Genomic DNA, 16,797 nt, shown 5'->3' with positions numbered 1-16,797 from the left:
GCTCGCCGGGCGCGGGACGGGCGTGACCTACGTGGTCAGCGTCCAGCTGTCGATCTTGCCGATGTCCACCGCGGCGGCGTCCTCCACGCGCAGCGTCCAGGTGCCGTTGCGGGCCTCCCCGGACAGGTCCACGGTGAAGGTCTTGACGAGGTTGTCGATCGAGCCGCCCATGCGGTTGTGCAGCACGAAGGCGGTGCCATCCGGCGCCACCAGCGTGACGATCAGGTCACCGATGTAGGTGTGCTTGATGTCCACCGCGACCGTGGCCGTGGCCGACGCGTTGCCCGTGCAGCCGGACAGCGTCACCTTGCTCTCGACGGTGGACAGGTCCGCGATCGGGTAGTCCGTGTCGTTGGTGGCTGCGTCGCAGGTACCGCCGCCGCCGGGGGACACGGTGATGGCGAAGGTGGCCGTGCCGGTCTTGCCCCCGCTCTCCTTGGCGGTGACGGTCACGTTCGACGTGCCCGCGGCGGTCGGCGTGCCGCTGACCGTGCCCGTGTCGGTGGCGATGGTCAGCCCGTCCGGCAGTCCGGTCGCGGACCACGTGTACGGGGCGGTGCCGCCGGTGGCGGAGTTGGTCAGCGAGAACGGCGTGCCGACCGTGGCGGTCTGGTCGGCGGGCTTGGCCACGGTGACGTTGTCCGGGTTGGTGCCGCCGTTCATGAACGCGGTGTACAGCAACACGTTCGGCGACCCGCTGCCGATACCGGTGAGCTTGCCGGTGGTCCCGTTGTTCACCAACGCGTCGCGCACCTGCGCGGGCGTGGCGTCCGGGTGCTGCCCCAGGTACACCGCGACCGCGCCCGCTGTGTGCGGGGAGGCCATGGACGTGCCGGTCATGGTGGCGGTACCGGTGTTGGTGCGGTAGTCGGCGGAGACGATGTCCGTGCCGGGCGCGAACAGGTCCAGGCAGGAGCCGTAGTTGCTGGTGCCGTTGCGCGCGTCGGTGCGGCTCACGTTGCCGACCGTGATGGCCTCGGGCAGCTTTTGCGGGCTGAAGTAGCAGGCGTTGTCGTTGGCGTTGCCCGCCGCCTGCACCCACTGAATGCCGCTCGCGATGAGGGACTTCACCGCGTTGTCGATCGTGGAGTCGCTGCACCGCTGGTAGCAACCCACGCTGTAGTTGACGACGGCAGGCTTGACGGCGTTGGTCTTGACCCAGTTCAGGCCCGCGATGATGTTGTCGTTGGATCCGCTGCCACCGCAGTCGAGAACGCGGACCGCGGTGACGGTCGCCTTCTTCGCCACGCCGTAGGTAGTCCCCACTGCCGTGCCGGACACGTGCGTGCCGTGGCCGTGGCAGTCGGTCGGGGCGTTGTCCTTGTCCACGAAGTCATAGCCGGGGAGGATGCGCCCGGTGAAGTCCACGTGGTTCGGGTTGATACCCGTGTCCAGCACGTACACGTGCGCGCCCTGGCCCGCGTTGGCCGGGTAGTTGTACGTCTGGTTGAGCGGCAGGGCGTTCTGGTCGATGCGGTCGTCGCCCCAGTTCGGCGGGTTGCTCTGGGTGTCCGCGATCCGCACGCGGGTCGCCTGCTGTACGTACTGCACGCCCGGGTCGCGCGCCACGTTCGCGGCCGCGTCCGCCGACATGGTCGCGGAGAACCCGTTGAACACGGCGTCGTAGGTGTTCTGGACCGTGCCGCCGTACCGCTGCGCCATCGACGTCGCGGCCGCGGACACCGCCTGCAGGCCCTGCCCCTGGGCCTTGAACACGACGATGTAGCGGCCGGCGATCGCGTCGGCGGAGCCCGCGTCGCGGATCAGCGCGGGCTGCGCGGCGGACTCGGCGGACAGCGCCGGGGGTGCCACCGCGAGCCCCAGCCCGCCCACCGCGGCGACCGAGACCAGGACGGTTGTGGTTCTCGGCGAGAGTCGCTTCTTCATGTGCTGTGGATCCTCACTTCGCAGGGTTGTGGATGCGGGTGACCCACCCACCCAGCGGCACCCGCTCCACCGCATCGAACAGTGCTTTTCGGCTAATTCCGGCGACAAGCCGGAACGCTTCCCAACGGACCGTTCAGCAGTGAAAATGCAGGTCAGAGTGATTGTCAGGAATGGCAACCCGGAACGTTCACGGGTGTTCACGGTGCCGGGAACAACCATCCGAAACCGGCTGCAATACAGTGAATAGAACCTGTACCCCGCTCATTTTCCGGCGGGTCGGTCCAGATCCTCCAGGCTGATCAGCCCGTCCTCCAGCGCCCGTTTGACCAGGTCCGCCTTGGTCGGCGCGTCCCGACCGACCTCCGCGTACTTGATCCGGGCCCGTTCGATGAAGCTGTTCACCGAGCTCTCGCGCAGGCCCTTCTGCCGCGCCACCATGGCTTTGCTGCTGCTGCGGAACCAAGCGAGCAGGATCTCCTTCTCGCGCGGACTCAACCGGGGCCGGTTGTCCGCGTGGTCTGCGGCCATCGCCCCGGCGAGCGTCGGTGAGACGAAGGGGCGGTCCGCTGCTGCTGCGCGGATCGCCTCGACCAGGTAGTCCTCGCTCTCCCCCTTGGTCATGTACGTGCTCGCGCCGATCTCCAGGCAGCGCAGCGCGGATTCCTCGTCCGTCCGCTGCGAGTACACGACGACCCGCCGCCCGTTCGCCACCAGCTGGGTCAGCTCCCGATAGGCCGGGATGCCGCCGACGAGCATCAGGTCGAACACCACCACATCGGCCGCCCCGCCCGGCGGCACCCAGGCCACCGCCGCCGACGCGCCCGCCGCCACCAGCCGGATCGGCGGGTCGGCGGCGGCCAGCCAGGTCGCCACCCCGGCCCTGGTCACCGGGTGGTCGTCCACCACGACCACCGTGATCACCCGCTGGTCCATCCGACCTCCACCCAGGTCAGGCCGTCGAAGTGGTCGACGTGCATGGTCAGCCCGTCCGGCCGGAGCAGGTCGACCGGCGGGCTGTCGGCCCGCGCGCTCGCCGTCACCCGCCCCGCCGCACCGTCGATGGTGATCCGCGCGGAGGTCCGTGCCAAGGACAGGATTACCAGGATCGGTTCCGTCAGCTCACGCACGACTTGCGGCGGCGGTGTCGGTCGTGCCCCCGCGAGCACCACATCCACCACCACGCCCCTACGCCCCGCCTGCTCTATCCCCGGACGCAGCTCTGCCGACACCGGGTCGTCGTCTCCACGTTCGGCCAATAATCGGCGCACCCGCGCTGCCTCGACCAGACAGCGCTTACGCACGGACTCATCGCCTGGGTCCAGGCTCTCATCGGCCAGTCCGGACAACAGCGGCGCGATGGTCGGCATCAGGTCCGCGTGCCGGGCGCGCCGCCGGGCGTGCAGCTGTTCCTCGATCTCGTTGCGGGCGCGCAGCTCGTCCGCGTGCTCGGTCTCCGCGTCCGCCTCGGCCGCCAGCGCGGACAGCGACTGTCCACAGGCGCCGGTCGTGACCTGGAAACCGATGATGGCCACCGAGATCGTGATCAGCCGCGCCAGCGTGGGCTGGTCGAACTGCCCGGCGAGCGCAACCTGGGCCAATGCGCACGTCAGGAACGTGGCCTGGAACGCGAGAAGCTCCCGCAACGGGCGGTGCAGAAGCACAGCGGTGGCGAACCAGCCGACCGTCTCGTAGCTCCAGTGCACCGGCGTGATCAGGTGTTCGGGCGGCACCCCGGCGGTGGCGACAATGGACACCGCCAGGACCACCACGGCCAACGCGGGCGCCCACGGTCCCAGAGAGAGGTCGCGGACGATGGCGAACGCGGTAACCGCAGCGACCGCCAGCAATATCACGTAGCCGCCGATCTCCCCGGCAGGAGAGAGGTAGACGTCGAGGTTCGCGAGCAGGGTCGGCGTGCTGCGACCGACCAGGACGGCGGTCGCGATACACACCGTGGCGATCCGCAGCCCGCGCAGCAACCGCCGGGCACTCAACGGCTCCTCGCGTTGCGTCTCCTCGCGTTCCGGCCAGGTGAGCTGCACAGTGGTACCCGCGCCCGGCCCCGACTCGATCCGCGCGGCCCCACCCACCCGCCGCATCCGCTCCCGGATCGAACGCGTCAACCCATGCCGGTCTGCGGGCACGGTCGCCAGATCGAACCCCACCCCCCGGTCGACCACGGTCACTACCACCGCCGCCTCGGTCTCCCGCGCCGCAACCTCGGCCACGTCCACCCGCGCGTGCCGGGCCACGTTCGCCAACGCCTCCCGCATCGCCCAGCACAACGCCGACGCCACCCGCTCCCGCAACGACCGCGACACCTGCACGACCAGGTTCACCTTGGTCACCGCCTGCGCCGCCACCGCCCCCACCATCTCGGCGAACGCCCCCGCGTCCACCGACACTCCCGTATGGACGGTCCCGGCCACCTGCGCGAGATCCGACCGCGCCCGCTCCGACAGCCACCGCGCGGGCCGGTCGAACACCCCGTCCCCGACCCACTGCAACGTGCCAGCCACCGTGTCGTGCAGCGTCGCCAGGTACTCCTCGTCGTCGGCCCGCATCATCCGGTCACTCTCGGCATCGGTCCGCGCCCGCTCGTTCCGCGTACTGGCCAGATCCGCGTGCCGCGCCGCCTTGCGCACCAGTTCGAACAACCCCCGCGACAACGCCCCCTCGACCAGCAGCCACAACGCCAGCGGCACCCCCACCCCCGGCGTCTCCGGCATCGCCACCCCGGCCCCGATCGCGTAGGCCGCCGCGAGCAGGACCGTGACCCCGGCCGCGCCCGCGAGCCGCCGGAAGTGCCACTGGTAGGCGATGACGGTGATCGACACGACCACGCTGACCCACCCGAACCCGGACGTCAGATACTCCGGCGGCACCGTCCACCGCTGTGTCAGCGCGAGCCCGACCACCAGCGCGAAGTCCGCGGGCAGCACCCACCAGCCGGGCCGCATCCGCGTCTGCGGCAGGTAGACGACCTGCCACGTCACCAACGCGAGAGCGAGCACCCCGGTTACCGTCCGCCCGTCCCACGGCGCCACGGGTACGGCTACCGCGGCACTCAGCACGGCGATGATCGCCCGCGCGGTCCCGACATAGCGGTAGCGGAAATCACCCAGGAGCCGCTCGACGCTGCCCGTTGACACGTAACCGGTATCGACCGCGTGACGTCGAGCGTTTGCCGATGCCCGACTGTTCATTCATTTGGCCTATCGGCCGGTGTGGGTTGTTCGCAGTACGCGAACACGGATGTGGTGTTGGTCCACTGTTGGGGTGGAAGCCGAACACGTCTGGTTCATCCCCTGGTGGCCCGCACTGGTCGCCCTGGTAGTCCTGCTCTGGATGCGCTTCGGCATCGACCGCCGGTTCGCGGCCGCCCTCGCGTTGACCGGGATAGTGCTGATCGCGGTCGCGTGCGCCGCTCCTCCCGTGCAAACGCCGACCTCGGTAGCACGTCCGACACCACCCCCGGCGGTTCGCCCGCAGGAGGCAGGCAGTCCCAGGTAAAGTTTCGTACCCGCTGGAGAAGGGGTGCGTGTGGGGCACAACGAGGTCCATGCCGAGCAGATCCACGGCACGATCGTGCAGGCCGAACGGATCGACCGTGTGGTGGTCGGCCCGGTCGACCCCGCCACCTACCCGCCGCTGATCGACTGGTGGCGCCTGCCGAAGATCACCCCCGGGCTCGCCGACCTGCTGATCGCCCAGCGAGAGGCGGTCGACACCCTGCCCTACCGGCTACTGGGTGTGCGACGGCCCGAACTGGCCAAGGTCTATGTCCAGCAACGCATCCGCGAGGGCGGCGACCGGCAGCTGTCGGTCGCGGAGGCGTTGAACCAGGGCGGTCATGTGGTGATCCTGGGGGAGCCTGGCGCGGGCAAGTCCACGCTCGGCCACATGTACGTACAACGGATCTGCGACCACTGGCTTGGGGCGGAAGCGGCGTCGCCTCCGCTGGACGAGCCTTTCCTGGCTGTTCGCGTACCGGCGCGTGCGCTGGCCGAGGACCGCTCGTGGAGCGAGTCGATCGCGGCAGGCGTGCGGGACGCGGTCGGCCGGTTGCTGACCAGCCCGCCCGACCCGGCCCTGTTCGCCCACAGTGCGTTCGGTGCGCGCTGGCTGGTGTTCATCGATGGGTTGGACGAGATCGCCAACCGGCAGGTGCGGGGTCAGGTGATCCACGCGATCACGTCGCAGATGCGCCGATCGGAGCATTACCGGATCGTGGTCACGACCCGGCCACTGTCCGAGAAGGAGATGGAACCGTTCAAGGAGGTGGGCGCGGAGTCGTACACGATCCAGCCGTTCCGCGAACAGGACCTGGACGAGTTCGCCGGTGCCTGGTTCCGTGCACAGGACCCGTTGACCGCGCAGACCCGTGCGGCTGACTTCGTTCGCCAAGTGCGCGACCGCAAGCTGCGGGATCTGGTCCGTAACCCTCTGCTGGCAACCATTGCGGCCATCGCGCACACACTGGAACCGCACCGCGAACTGCCGCGCAGTGTTGCCAGCCTCTACCAGCGGTTCATGGACTACCTGCTGACGGACGAGGCAAGCGGCCGCCGCACCCGCGACGAACTCCGCCGCACCCTCGCCGACAAGCCCGACCGACTCGCACTCGCCATCTGGATGGACGACCACCGGGTGGAGATCATTGAACGTGCGGCTGTGGGGCACGTGGGCATCGGCGGGTCGGCGCTGCCAGCTGCGGTTGCATGGATCGCGGCGAACCGCACCGAACGTCCACCGGGTTGGGAGCAGGATCTGCGCGCTCTGCTGAGCAGCAGTGGCGTGTTCGCCCGGGACGATGACGACCTGTCGTTCTCCCACCAGTCGTTCGCCGAGTTTCTCGCCGCCCGCCACCTTGCGCGGGACATCGGCCCGGACTTCTCGTCCATGGACGTCTGGATCGCCAAGGGTCTGCTGGAAGCCAGCCAGGGCTACGCCGTGTTCGCGTTCGTGCTCTGGGGCGCGCAGGGCAACGACATCGCCAAGGTCTTCCACAGGCTGCTCGACAAAGATCACGACAGTGTCCTGCTGGCCGGGCGACTGCTGGCCGAGGACATACCGGTGGCCCGGGACCTCGCCGCCGAGGTCGTGCAGCGGCTGGTTCACCTGCTTCTCATCTCAGGCCTTTCTGGCAGCAGAGAGGCGGAGAAGATCCGCGAGGTGCTCATCGGTATTGGGGCCCACCGGGACCTCGTGCTCGATCGTGTGGTCCGGATTCGCGACGACATCGATCTATCCACCAAGAGCCGGATCGAGGCGGCCGTCGTGGCCGGTGCCCTGGCCGACCGTGAGGCAGCGGTTCGATGGTTGCTCGACCGGATCGAGGAGGGCGAACCGGACGATCACCACCGGGTGGTGGAAGGGCTGATCAGGCTGGGTGCCCGAGACCTGGTGGAGGAGCCGCTCATGCGGCTGGCGCGGGGCGTCGGCGACGGACTACACGATTGTCATCGGCATCGCCACCGTGTTGGCGAACGCCGACTTCGTGGACGCGACGCGTGCACTTCTACGGGAGGTGATGGTGCCGCTTCGCGCCGACCCGCGCGTGCGGGACGGGCTGATCGCCATACCCGATGGATCGGTGACTGAGCCGGTGGCGCGGAAGTCCCGGGACTTCTGGGCGGGTTCCCTGAACGACTTCCGCCTTGACTGGGCGATGCTGAGCAGCCTGCTCGCCGCCCTTGGCATGTGTGAAGACGCGACCTGGGCCGCCCGGAACGCCCTAAGTACGGAGTGTTCCGAACGGGAGTTTCGCGATGCTGCGCGCGCACTGCTTGAAGTGGGGGGAGCCACGGCGGTGAGCGAAGTCGTCGAGCGCACCCCGCCGGATGCAGCGTACCAACTCGTCGCCGTACGGGCGCTACTTGACGTGGACAAGGCTGCTGCGGTGGACCTGGCCTGGACCTGCCTGTCCCACGTGGATGCCAAAGAGATCCAGGAATTGCTCGACGTCGTGGTGACTGGTGAGGACGATGCGGACCGACTCATGAGGGCGGTCTTGGACAACTGGGAGATGTCCCAGGCCCGCACCGGGCGGATCGCGACTTGGCTGGTCTACAACGGCTTCCACACTGAGGCACGCCAGATCACAACGATGTTGCTGGCATCCCGTCCGATGAGCAAGCCTGACTACAGGCGTGTCACCTGGATCTTGACCACCTTGGCCAATGGGACCGCCACCGTCTTGGCCGACGCCGAGGGACGTCCAGCCGCGCTACGCGCTCAGCTTGTGGGCCTGCTTCATCGCACGGGTCGGTTCGACGAGTCGGCCGCCTTGATGCGAGGGGTGATCAAGGAGCGGCCGCCGCTGAATGTGCTGGTAATGATGGGTGCGGAATGGTACCCACCGCCTGCGGAGCTGATGTCCGCCATCCTCGATCGCATCGACGACTGCGAGTACTCGGACCTGCCGCTGCTGGCGTCAATACTCCGGTCGGCAGCACGGACCGAAGAGGCGAACGAACTCCTGGCTCGGGCTTTCAGGCACGCCATACATGTCGAGGACGGACGGTTGGACGATGCGCTGGTCATGATGCTGGACCATCGCGGCGCGGGTGTCGCGGATTCTATCGTGCGGGACATCCTCGCCGAGGACCTTTCCGCCATCGTGCGCCTTGACGCGGCCGAGTGCCTGGCGAGATCGGGACTTCTGCCGCAGGCAGCAAATATCTGGCTGAATGTAGCGGTGCACCATGGCGAGGATGTGGGAGCGGGCACTACAGCGGCGGATCTGTTGATCAGGACTGGGTACCGGACCGAGTTGGAGGCCGCGTTGGAACAGGCCCTAGCCGTTGGTCGGATGTCGGCGGCGACGCGCAAGCGGTTGCGGGCGCTTCAGAGTTGGTGCAGTGCCTGAAAGACCTGCTGCGTGTACTCGGCAAGTCGGGTGGCGCAGTGTTCCAACCGTTCGTCTGCCTCGCCGACCTCCGGCGCACCAAAGATGTCGCGGGTATGGATGTCCCGGTGCCAGCGCCGAAGCCGGTCGAGGCTCTGTTCTTCCTCCTCCAACTCGGCCAGCGTGAACTTCCCCTTGCCGATCTCCTTGTCGATCTCGGCATCGAACTTCCCACAGTCCGCCAGGAACTCCGCCCACTCCTCCGACCGCTCCGCAGTGAACAAAGTGGACAGTCGAGTAGCGTCCGCCTCGGACCGCCCGGAGGCGTCGAGCACCGTCACCTCGCCCTCACCCCGCTCGGCCAGCTCGACGACCTTGGTCACGCCGTCGGCGAACACGGGCGCATCAGGCACGACCCACGTCCCCTGTCCCAGCGACAACGCCCCGATCCGGCGTAACTCCCGCCAGACGGCGACCCGGTGTTTGGAGGGTTCGGCGGGGACTCGGACCACCAGTACTTGCCAGCGCGCCTTCTCGGTCACAACCACGAAAGTAGCGCCTGTTACATCCACCCCGCATCGGCCAACCAGGTGGCTACCGGAACACCCCGAGCACCAGCTTGGTGCGCTGCCAGGACAAGCGGGATCAGGGCACGGTCAGTGAGTCGAGGAAGGCCAGGGAGTCGGCCGGGGTGAGGGCGGACGCGCGGAGTGTGTCGGCGGTGGCGGTGTAGAGGGCGACGCGGTCGCGTTCCTCGATGGTGGGGTGGTTGCCATCCGTGTGCACGCTGGTGGGTTCGTGCGGGAAGGTCAGCAGCGTGAACGGGCCGGTGATCATGCCGGGGTGGGGTGGGCCGAGCGGGAGGACGCGGAAGGTGACGCGGGGGGAGAGGGTGCGCAGGTAGGCGAGTTGGGCGCGTTCCTGGCGCGGGTCGAGGAGGCGGCGGTGCAGGGCCGATTCGTCGATGATCGCGGTGATGTCGACGGAGGCCCGGCTCAGCAGGGACAGCTGGCGGCTGGTGTGCAGGCCGACGCGGCGGTGCAGGTCGGGTTCGGTGAGGGTGGGGTGTTGGCAGGCGAGGGCGGCCTTGGCGTAGTCGGGGGTCTGGGCCAGGTCCGGGATGAGCGCGGCCGCGTAGATGGTGACGCTGTCCGCGCGGGACTCCAGGTCGACGGCCTCGCACCAGGTCGCGGGCATGTCGAGTTGTGGTTGCCACCACCAGTGCGGCTGGGCGTCGCGGTCGAGGTCGTCCAGGATGGCCCGCCCCTCGTCGAAGTCGACGCCCAGGGCGTGTAGATAGCGGGCGGCATCATCGGCGGTGACCCGCCGCTGCCCCAACTCCAGATGACTGATCTTCGACGACGTCCACCCGAGCCGCTCGGCGAGCGTGGTGGCGTTGAGACCGGAGTCGACCCGCAGGGCACGGAGTCGGGTGGCGGTGCGGCGGTAACGGGTGCGGTGCATGGGAAGTCCTGGGGTTACGCGGCGGGCTTGGGACGGGAATCGTCATCGGGATCGGCGAGCGAGAACGTGATCCCGGCATCGCGGAGCGCGGCACGGAAACGGCCGGTGAGTAATGGGGAGAGGATCCAGGGACCGGGACGGGTGCAGTGCACGCGGATCCCCTTGGCGGACAAGGACACTTCGAGCCGCGCCCGACGCCCCTGTTCGTCGTGGCAGGGAATCGACCAGCCCTCCGGATCACGCGGCCAACCGAAGCGTTTCCATGACCGCAACGGAGGAACTTTCACGCACACCCCGTTTCTGGCTGGAGTTCGACGGCCCTGGTCGGAATACTCGCCGGGCCGCCGGGAGCCTTGGGGGAGAAGGACATGACGCCTCCCGCGCCGTCGTCGGGTTGGACCAGGAGCGCCGGGATGAGCCTGGCGCCTGCAACCCGACGCTCCTGGCGGGCCGGTTGAAATCAGCCCATGTAGAATGTCTACTGTTAACTCAACGATGTCAATTCAACGAACCTCGTCCGATCGGGTGAAGCCTGCGGACCGGTTGGGGAAGTGCGCGGAAGGTGAGCGACGTGAACGAGTCTGGTCTCCCCAAGTCCCTACAGTCCGGCAGCCCCGCGCTGTTCAAGCGGGCGATCTCGCTGTCGCTGCGCCGTTGGCGCGAGGAAGCGGGCTTGACGCAAGGCGATGCCGCCAAGCGGGTCAAGCGCACCACGGCGCACATCAGCAAGATCGAGGCATCGACCCTGCCACCGGCGACGGATCTGGAGATCCTGCTCGGCCTCTACGGCAAGGAGGACCGCATCCCGTTCATGCTGGAGCTGCACTCGGCGGCCCGCAAGGCGCGGAACTGGTGGAGCGGGCTGTCCGGCAAGGTCCCGAGCTGGTTCGACCTGTTCCTGGGCCTGGAGTCCAGTGCCGCCGAACTCTCCAGCTTTGACAGTGTGGTGGTGCGTGGCCTCTTCCAGACGCAGGACTATGCCGAGGCGGTCATCCGGGGGAACCCGGACCTGACAGACGTGCAGGTTCGGCAGTTGGTCGAGGTAAGGATGGGGCGCCAGAAGATCCTCGGCCACGTCCACGTGGCAACGGTCATGGACGAGTCAGTGCTGTACCGGCAGCGTGGTGATGCCGAGACCATGCGCGCGCAGTTGCAGTACTTGCTGGAGTTGATGGAGCGCCCTCGTATCGACATCCAGATCCTGCCTTATGACGCCGGGCCGAACCCGGCGCAGGACTGTGGCACCTTCACCTTGATGACGTTCCCGCCCGATGTGGAGGACGATCTTGGGTTGGTCTACATCGAGATGCTGACCGGCGGCAAGTACTTCGACAAGCCATCCGAGGTCGCCGAGTACCGGCGGGCGCTCGGCAGGCTCCGTGGCATGGCGGCGAACCCGCGTGACTCGCGTGGGATTATCGAGAGGGCAATGAGGGAGGTGAAATGATGATCAACAGTAACCGTGCCACCTGGACAGACACGGTGTTCCGCAAGTCGAGCTTCAGCGGTGGCCAGAACGGCGAGTGCGTCGAGCTGGCCTGGCGCAAGTCGAGTTTCAGCGGTGGCGAGAACGGCTCTTGTGTGGAGGTCGCACGGACGCCGGATCTCTTCGGCATCCGTGACTCCAAGAACGCCGCTGGTCCAGTCCTGGAGCTGACTGGCGCCCAAGGACTCGCGTTCGTGCATGCAGTGCGCGCTGGCCGCCTTCTCGGCTGATCGCGACGGTCGTCCCGACCCAGAAGCGGTGGGTCGGGACGACCGTGCGTGCAGGCGCCTGCCTGGAGAATGCCACAGTCCCGGCGCCACCGCCGTCCCCCGCTTGGCCGTCTCGGTCTCGGCAACTTTCGTGCCACCATCAGAGAATGGCCGACGACAAAGGCTCAGCCTGGCAGGACGCGACATTCCGCAAGTCCAGCCACAGCGGTGGTCAGAACGGCTCGTGCATCGAGCTGGCCTGGCGCAAGTCCACCTTCAGCGGTGGCGAAGGCGGTTCCTGCGTCGAGTTGGCTTGGCATAAGTCCACCTACAGCGGCGGTGCGAGCGGTTCCTGCGTCGAAGTCGCCTGGCACAAGTCGACCTTCAGCGGTGGCGAGAGCGGCTCCTGCGTCGAGGTCGCGCAGACCCCGGATCTCTTCGGCATCCGCGACTCCAAGAACACCACCGGCCCGGTCCTGGAACTCCCCGGCCCCCGAGGCCACGCCTTCGTCCGCTGGGCGGCCCAGCTCACGGGCGAGCGGTGAGCGCAGCCCCGCGCAGGTGGCGGACCAGCAGCTTCTCCGGCGGTGGCGGCAACGCCTGTGTGGAGCTGGCGATCACGCGGCACGAAGCCGGTGTCCGTGACACCAAGAGCCGCCAGACAGAGTTGATCTTCAACCGTGCCGCGTTCACGACTTTCCTCCGGGCTGTCCGGCTCACGGGAAGGTGACCGAGCCGCCCAGCCACGTGTAGTTGATCCTGATCCCCGCCCGCCGCGCCGCCGCCGCCATCGCGCCCCGACACGACGGGCACGGGTCGTACTGGCCCATGATCGTCATGACGTCCCCCGCCTGGTACTCCAGGTTCGCCACCGCCCGCGCCTCGGTGTGCGTCGCCAGCGAGTTGCGCGGGTACCCGATCGCCGCCTCCTCCGCCGTCATGTTCCCCGAGTTCAGCACCCCCTCGAATACCTGCGCCCCACCCCGCTTGATCGTCACCCTCGCCGTGTGCGGCGGCCGGTACTCACTCCCCAACGCCCGCGCGAGGTCGGCGTCGTTCGGGCTGGTCCGTTGCCTCAATACCGCCTTGGCCGTCTCGTCTCTCGATGCCAGCTTCCGCAGTTCCGCGTCCGACATCTTGTGGTACCGGTCCAGCAGAGCCTCGGCGGCGGCCTTGTCGGTCACGGCCCGCTTCCGCAGCTCCGACAGCCGCTCCGGCGGGGCCTGTACGAACTGCGGCGTCTCACCCGCCATCGCCAGTGCCGGGACCAGGTCGTTCTTGTTCGCCGTCTTCAGGAACTCGCCCGCCGCGCGGGCCGCGGACTGGATCTTCGGGGTGGCCGCCCGGGTGGGCTTGTGCAGCAGGACCGCCACCAGCACGTCCACGCTGATCGCGACCGCGGCCTTGGCGAAGTACTGGCCCGCCAGGTCCAGCGCGGCCTCGTCCTGGGCGCCGACCGCGGTCGAGATGAAGCCGTTGATGTCGCCGACGATCTGGTAGATCTCCGGGCCGACCATCAGCGCCGACAGGGCGACCAACGCGACCCCGGCCGCGCCAGCCGTGCTGCCCTCCAGGACCGCGAACAGCACCGTGGTGCCGATCATCATCGCGATGGCCTGCGGGGTCAGCAGGTCGGCGACCTTGCCCTGCAGCTCCGCCCCGCCGTACTTCTCGGCGCGGCGGATGGCCTCGGCGAGCTTGTCCCCGGTCGACATCGCCGCGACATTCATGCCGCCTGCCTCCGGCGCCTTTGGCCACGGCGGCGCCACCTGCGGGAACCGGGACCGCCAGGCCGCATCCAGACCCGATCGGATGCGCTCGCCGTCGTAGCGGTCGGCGGCCTTGGCGGACGAGATCAACAGCCGCAGCTGCTTCTCGTCCAGGCCGCCCAGGGCCGTGGGCAGGTCGGTGAGGAAGTCGAGGACGCGGAAGACGTTGTCTGCGGCGCTGAGCACCAGGAACTCGCCTAGGTCGGCCATGGCGAGCTGCTGCCTGAGCAGGTTCGACCAGCCGCCGCCGGGGGACGGGACACGACGGCGGATGGCGTCGAGCTGGTCGGGGAGCTTGCGGACGCCTGAGCGGGTGACGGCGTCGAGCAGCGGGGTGAGCAGCTGGTCGGTGACGCCGGTCTGGCGGATGCCCATGGTGCGGATGGCCGCCTCCAGCCGGGCCACCGCCTGCGGGCCGAGGCCGGACGCGGTGCCGAGGTTGGCGAGGAGGTAGCTGGCGTTGGCGAATCCCAGGACGTCCAGCTGGGCGAGCATGTCGTCCATGGCACGGCCGTTGAGGTTGAGCAGCACCTCCTGGAACTTCCCGGCGGCCACCTTCTGCCCGAGCGTGTCCTCTACCCGCTGCACCATGAGGCCCTGGACGGCCGCGTTCCCGGCCGTCCGCTGCAATCGCAGTACCGACTCCGACCGGGTGGGGGCCGCGCGCGGGGTGGGCGCGGGTCGCGGGTGCCGCTGGCCTGCGCCGTGCTGGGGACGCTCCCTACGGCTCACACCGCGATTGTCCGTGCAGGTCAGGGGCCTGGGCGGACGTCGCGGAGGGCGGTGCGGACTGCCTCTCCGGGCAGGGGTCAGCTGATCCGCTCGATGATGGTCGTCTGTTCGGGGTCCGTGGGCTCCGTGTGGACGACGGGTGCCGGGCGTCGGGTGCGGAACACGGCCACGGTCGCGGCGGCGAGGAGGATGACGCCGATGATGACGGACAGTGAGCTCAACACCTCCGACAGCCAGGGGTGACCGGTGTCGAGGAAGATCAACCCGGGCTCCGGGAGGTCGAACTTGTGGTCGGCGGGCCACGGCAGCACCAGCGCGTACGCGATGACGATGAGCACCCACGGCAGCACGCGCCGGGCCGACAACGCCCAGTGCACGCCCAGGACCAGGAACGGGACGAACCACACCCAGTAGTGGGACCAGGCCAGCGGCGTCACCAGGACCATCGTCACCCCGACGACGCTCACGCCCAGGTACTCCTGCCCGCGCCTGCTCGCCAGCACCGCGACCACCAGCCCGACCAGGCCGATCACCACGGCGGCGGGCATCCACTGCGCGTTCGTCGGGTCCGTCACGTCCAGCAGCCGGGCGACCGCGCCGCGGATGGACTGGTTCTCCGGCAGCTCCGTGCCGCCCGCGCCGGTGACCCGGTCGGGGTCGGTGACACCGCTCAGCCAGAAGTAGCGGGCCTCACCCGGCAGGACCAGGAAACCGAGACCGATGGTGACCAGGAACGTCACGATCGCGGTGATCGCCGCGCGCCAGCGCTTGGTCAGCAGCAGGTAGAGGATGAAGATGCCGGGAACCAGCTTGATCCCGGCGGCGAGGCCGAGCAGTACACCCTTGAACCGGTTCCTGTCGGGCAGGCAGACGTCCACGATGGCCATGGCCATCAGCAACATGTTGACGTTGCCCCACACCATGTTCCACTGCACCGGTTGCATTGCCAGGCTCACGGCGCCGAGTAGCGCGGTCATGGCGACCGTGCCCGCGTCCTTGCGGTAGCCGAGCGAGCGCCAGCCGAACCAGATGACCACCAGCATCAGGGCGATGTTCGAGAACTGCACCAACGCGGGCAGTATCTTCGCCGGTAGTACTGCCAGCGTGACGAACAGCCCGGCCGCGAACGGTGTGTACTTGAACGTGTGTCCCAGCATCGGCAGGTTCGCCTTGCTCGGGTCGTAGAGGGCCTGTCCGTCGAGCACGGCCTGGCCGGTGGCGACGTAGGACTTGAAGTCGCCGAGGCCCGAGTCGGCGTACCGCGTCCACATGTCGAACCAGGCGTGGAAGCCGGTGATCGCGGCCAGCAGGGCCAGTCCGCCCAAGACCAGCCACCCCACCGACCCGGGCAGTACGCGCTCCGGCCGTGCGGGGGGTGACTCGATGTCGGATTGAACCTGGGCGGACATGCAAAGAACCTTAGTGCCCCGCGCCGGGCCCGGCGGCAAGCCCCGCTGCCCGGCCCGGTCCTGGTCCACAAAGGACGAAATAGGGGTCGGGGGCCGGTCGTGAGTAGTATTCGCGCGCGTTGAGCAGACAGCGCTGAACCACGTCCCAGCGGACGTCGGTGTCCGTGGATGGCCGTGGTGACGAGCGCTGCTCACTCCGCGGTGTGACGAACGGGAAGCGGAGTGTGAGAGCGTGACCGTCGAGCGGGACTCGATGACCGGGCCGTTGGCCACCCAGCTGATGTCGCTGACCAAGGACCTGCTGGCCGCGGGCACCCTGGTGGACGTGCTGGACCGGGTCGTGGCGACCACCACGGACGTGGTCGGCGGCGCCGACCTGGTGAGCGTCACCCTCCGCGGCCCGGACGGCACCTTCCACACCCCCGTGCACACGAACGTGATCGCCGCCGAACTGGACCACCTCCAGTACACCCACGGGGAAGGCTGCTGCGTCGAGTGCGCCGACCCGGCAGGCCCCGCCGCCGCCTACAGCCCCGACCTGTCCATCGACCTCCGCTGGCCCAGCTTCGGCCCGGCCGCGGCCGCGCTCGGCTTCCACTCCCTGGCCTCGGTCGCGCTGGTGCCGGACGCCCTCATGCCCCGCCTGTCCGGCGCCCTGAACGTGTATTCGCGCGACCGGGGCAGCTTCGACCAGCCCGACCGGGACGCGCTGATGCTCCTGGCCACCCACGCCTCACTCGCACTGGCGGCGACCGAGGGCGTCACCCGGGAGCAGCTGCTGGTGGAGCAGCTGCGCGCGGCGCTGGACAGCCGGGATGTGATCGGCCAGGCGAAGGGGATACTGATGGCCCGCCGGGGGATCAACGCGGAGGAGGCGTTCGACACGCTCCGACGCACCTCCCAGAACATCAACGTGAAACTCCGCGACCTGGCCAAGACCCTGATCGACCGCCACCACACCCTGGACTGACCTGCACGTGGTGGCTCGCCC

At 68.7% G+C, this 16,797-nt stretch carries 15 protein-coding genes; 8 read left to right on the top strand and 7 right to left on the bottom strand.

Annotated features, from left to right (window positions below):
• Window positions 1-27: 27 nt before the first annotated feature.
• From C503_RS0114355 to C503_RS0114345, 3 genes are all read right to left on the bottom strand, one after another.
• The gene (locus C503_RS0114355) at window positions 28-1,887 is read right to left on the bottom strand and encodes a S8 family peptidase (RefSeq protein ID WP_018682908.1); all 1,860 of its coding nucleotides are present in this window, start codon (window positions 1,885-1,887) and stop codon (window positions 28-30) included.
• Window positions 1,888-2,148: 261 nt separating this feature from the next.
• Window positions 2,149-2,820 (bottom strand): DNA-binding response regulator, encoded by a 672-nt coding sequence (locus tag C503_RS0114350; RefSeq protein ID WP_018682907.1) that lies wholly within the window; start codon window positions 2,818-2,820, stop codon window positions 2,149-2,151.
• Complete coding sequence (locus C503_RS0114345) at window positions 2,805-5,039, bottom strand: sensor histidine kinase (RefSeq protein WP_026316307.1); 2,235 nt, start codon at window positions 5,037-5,039, stop codon at window positions 2,805-2,807. The genes C503_RS0114350 and C503_RS0114345 overlap by 16 nt, the downstream gene beginning before the upstream one ends.
• A 127-nt stretch (window positions 5,040-5,166) precedes the next feature.
• On the opposite strand from C503_RS0114345, the gene C503_RS45920 reads away from it, so the two are divergent.
• From C503_RS45920 to C503_RS46785, 3 genes are read left to right on the top strand one after another with little or no spacing between them, the layout of a single operon-like run.
• Window positions 5,167-5,400, top strand: coding sequence for a hypothetical protein (locus tag C503_RS45920; protein WP_156893211.1), 234 nt, complete (start codon window positions 5,167-5,169; stop codon window positions 5,398-5,400).
• 24 nt (window positions 5,401-5,424) lie between these two features.
• Window positions 5,425-7,491: an NACHT domain-containing protein gene (locus C503_RS0114340; protein WP_156893210.1), complete on the top strand. Its 2,067-nt coding sequence runs from the start codon at window positions 5,425-5,427 to the stop codon at window positions 7,489-7,491.
• Complete coding sequence (locus C503_RS46785) at window positions 7,484-8,758, top strand: hypothetical protein (protein WP_169514541.1); 1,275 nt, start codon at window positions 7,484-7,486, stop codon at window positions 8,756-8,758. Before C503_RS0114340 ends, C503_RS46785 begins: the two co-directional genes overlap by 8 nt.
• Here C503_RS46785 and C503_RS0114330 read toward each other — a convergent pair.
• Both C503_RS0114330 and C503_RS0114325 read right to left on the bottom strand, forming a co-directional pair.
• A complete protein-coding gene (locus tag C503_RS0114330; protein ID WP_018682904.1) occupies window positions 8,737-9,279 on the bottom strand; it encodes a Chromate resistance protein ChrB in 543 nt (180 codons plus the stop codon). The two genes, C503_RS46785 and C503_RS0114330, sit on opposite strands and share 22 nt — an antisense overlap.
• 103 nt (window positions 9,280-9,382) lie before the next feature.
• On the bottom strand, window positions 9,383-10,201 hold the full coding sequence (locus tag C503_RS0114325) for a helix-turn-helix domain-containing protein (protein ID WP_018682903.1): 819 nt from the start codon (window positions 10,199-10,201) through the stop codon (window positions 9,383-9,385).
• 571 nt (window positions 10,202-10,772) lie between these two features.
• On the opposite strand from C503_RS0114325, the gene C503_RS0114320 reads away from it, so the two are divergent.
• The 4 genes from C503_RS0114320 to C503_RS44540 all read left to right on the top strand — a co-directional run bounded on the left by C503_RS0114320 (window position 10,773) and on the right by C503_RS44540 (window position 12,626).
• Complete coding sequence (locus tag C503_RS0114320) at window positions 10,773-11,648, top strand: helix-turn-helix domain-containing protein (protein ID WP_026316306.1); 876 nt, start codon at window positions 10,773-10,775, stop codon at window positions 11,646-11,648.
• Entirely contained in the window at window positions 11,645-11,917 is a 273-nt protein-coding gene (locus C503_RS39330; protein WP_063710798.1) for a DUF397 domain-containing protein, read from the top strand. The genes C503_RS0114320 and C503_RS39330 overlap by 4 nt, the downstream gene beginning before the upstream one ends.
• A 146-nt stretch (window positions 11,918-12,063) precedes the next feature.
• Window positions 12,064-12,441, top strand: a complete 378-nt coding sequence (locus tag C503_RS0114310; protein WP_018682900.1) for a DUF397 domain-containing protein — start codon at window positions 12,064-12,066, stop codon at window positions 12,439-12,441.
• Window positions 12,438-12,626: a DUF397 domain-containing protein gene (locus tag C503_RS44540; protein ID WP_084477110.1), complete on the top strand. Its 189-nt coding sequence runs from the start codon at window positions 12,438-12,440 to the stop codon at window positions 12,624-12,626. Before C503_RS0114310 ends, C503_RS44540 begins: the two co-directional genes overlap by 4 nt.
• On the opposite strand, the gene C503_RS0114305 is transcribed toward C503_RS44540, so the two are convergent.
• Window positions 12,613-14,397: a hypothetical protein gene (locus tag C503_RS0114305; protein ID WP_156893209.1), complete on the bottom strand. Its 1,785-nt coding sequence runs from the start codon at window positions 14,395-14,397 to the stop codon at window positions 12,613-12,615. The two genes, C503_RS44540 and C503_RS0114305, sit on opposite strands and share 14 nt — an antisense overlap.
• A gap of 77 nt (window positions 14,398-14,474) precedes the next feature.
• The gene (locus tag C503_RS0114300; protein ID WP_018682898.1) at window positions 14,475-15,806 is read right to left on the bottom strand and encodes a glycosyltransferase 87 family protein; all 1,332 of its coding nucleotides are present in this window, start codon (window positions 15,804-15,806) and stop codon (window positions 14,475-14,477) included.
• 232 nt (window positions 15,807-16,038) lie between these two features.
• Here C503_RS0114300 and C503_RS0114295 point away from each other — a divergent pair, with 232 nt between their 5' ends.
• Complete coding sequence (locus tag C503_RS0114295) at window positions 16,039-16,776, top strand: ANTAR domain-containing protein (RefSeq protein ID WP_018682897.1); 738 nt, start codon at window positions 16,039-16,041, stop codon at window positions 16,774-16,776.
• The last annotated feature ends 21 nt before the right edge of the window (window positions 16,777-16,797 follow it).

The sequence above is a fragment of the Actinokineospora enzanensis DSM 44649 genome (genome assembly GCF_000374445.1).
In the GTDB taxonomy this organism is placed as follows: Bacteria; Actinomycetota; Actinomycetes; order Mycobacteriales; family Pseudonocardiaceae; genus Actinokineospora; species Actinokineospora enzanensis.
This window is presented reverse-complemented; position numbering and strand designations above follow the sequence as displayed.

Excerpts from the sequence above, each read along its gene's own strand:
- C503_RS0114355 (WP_018682908.1), bottom strand. The coding sequence starts at position 1,887 with ATGAAGAAGCGACTCTCGCCGAGAACCACAACCGTCCTGGTCTCGGTC.
- C503_RS0114350 (WP_018682907.1), bottom strand. The coding sequence starts at position 2,820 with ATGGACCAGCGGGTGATCACGGTGGTCGTGGTGGACGACCACCCGGTG.
- C503_RS0114325 (WP_018682903.1), bottom strand. The coding sequence starts at position 10,201 with ATGCACCGCACCCGTTACCGCCGCACCGCCACCCGACTCCGTGCCCTG.
- C503_RS39330 (WP_063710798.1), top strand. The coding sequence starts at position 11,645 with ATGATGATCAACAGTAACCGTGCCACCTGGACAGACACGGTGTTCCGC.
- C503_RS0114310 (WP_018682900.1), top strand. The coding sequence starts at position 12,064 with ATGGCCGACGACAAAGGCTCAGCCTGGCAGGACGCGACATTCCGCAAG.
- C503_RS0114300 (WP_018682898.1), bottom strand. The coding sequence starts at position 15,806 with ATGTCCGCCCAGGTTCAATCCGACATCGAGTCACCCCCCGCACGGCCG.